Consider the following 359-nt stretch of genomic DNA (forward strand, 5'->3'; position numbering starts at 1 on the left):
CTTTTCATACGCGTTCTCTTCGGTGCCGACCACACCGTTTCTCGACCCGCGGCACTTTCCGGAACTCGCGGTGCTGCAGCGCGAATGGCGGACCTTCCGCGAGGAAGCCCTCGCGTTGCGCGATGCGAGCCGGATCAAGGCGTCGGGCGAGTACAACGACATCGGCTTCAATTCGTTCTTTCGCAACGGCTGGAAGCGCTTCTACCTGAAGCTTTCGCAACGGTGCGCGAGGCCTCTGCCCGCACGTTGGGCCTGCGGCATTTTGACGTCCAGCTCATGGGTGGCGCAGCGCTTCACCTGGGTCGCAGGCATTGCATCTGCCATCCTCGCCGGCGTGTTTCCGATCAAAGAGGTCGCAG

General features: G+C 62.4%; 2 pseudogenes. Both read left to right on the forward strand.

Features of this window, described 5'->3' with window-relative positions:
* Nucleotides 1-211, forward strand: a pseudogene (locus SB772_RS39475) (lipid A hydroxylase LpxO); the annotation flags it as partial.
* Nucleotides 190-246, forward strand: a pseudogene (locus tag SB772_RS39480) (hypothetical protein); the annotation flags it as partial. The pseudogenes SB772_RS39475 and SB772_RS39480, both read left to right, overlap by 22 nt.
* Nucleotides 247-359 lie beyond the last annotated feature (113 nt).

The organism is Paraburkholderia sp. SIMBA_030 (assembly GCF_046535245.1).
GTDB lineage: Bacteria > Pseudomonadota > Gammaproteobacteria > Burkholderiales > Burkholderiaceae > Paraburkholderia.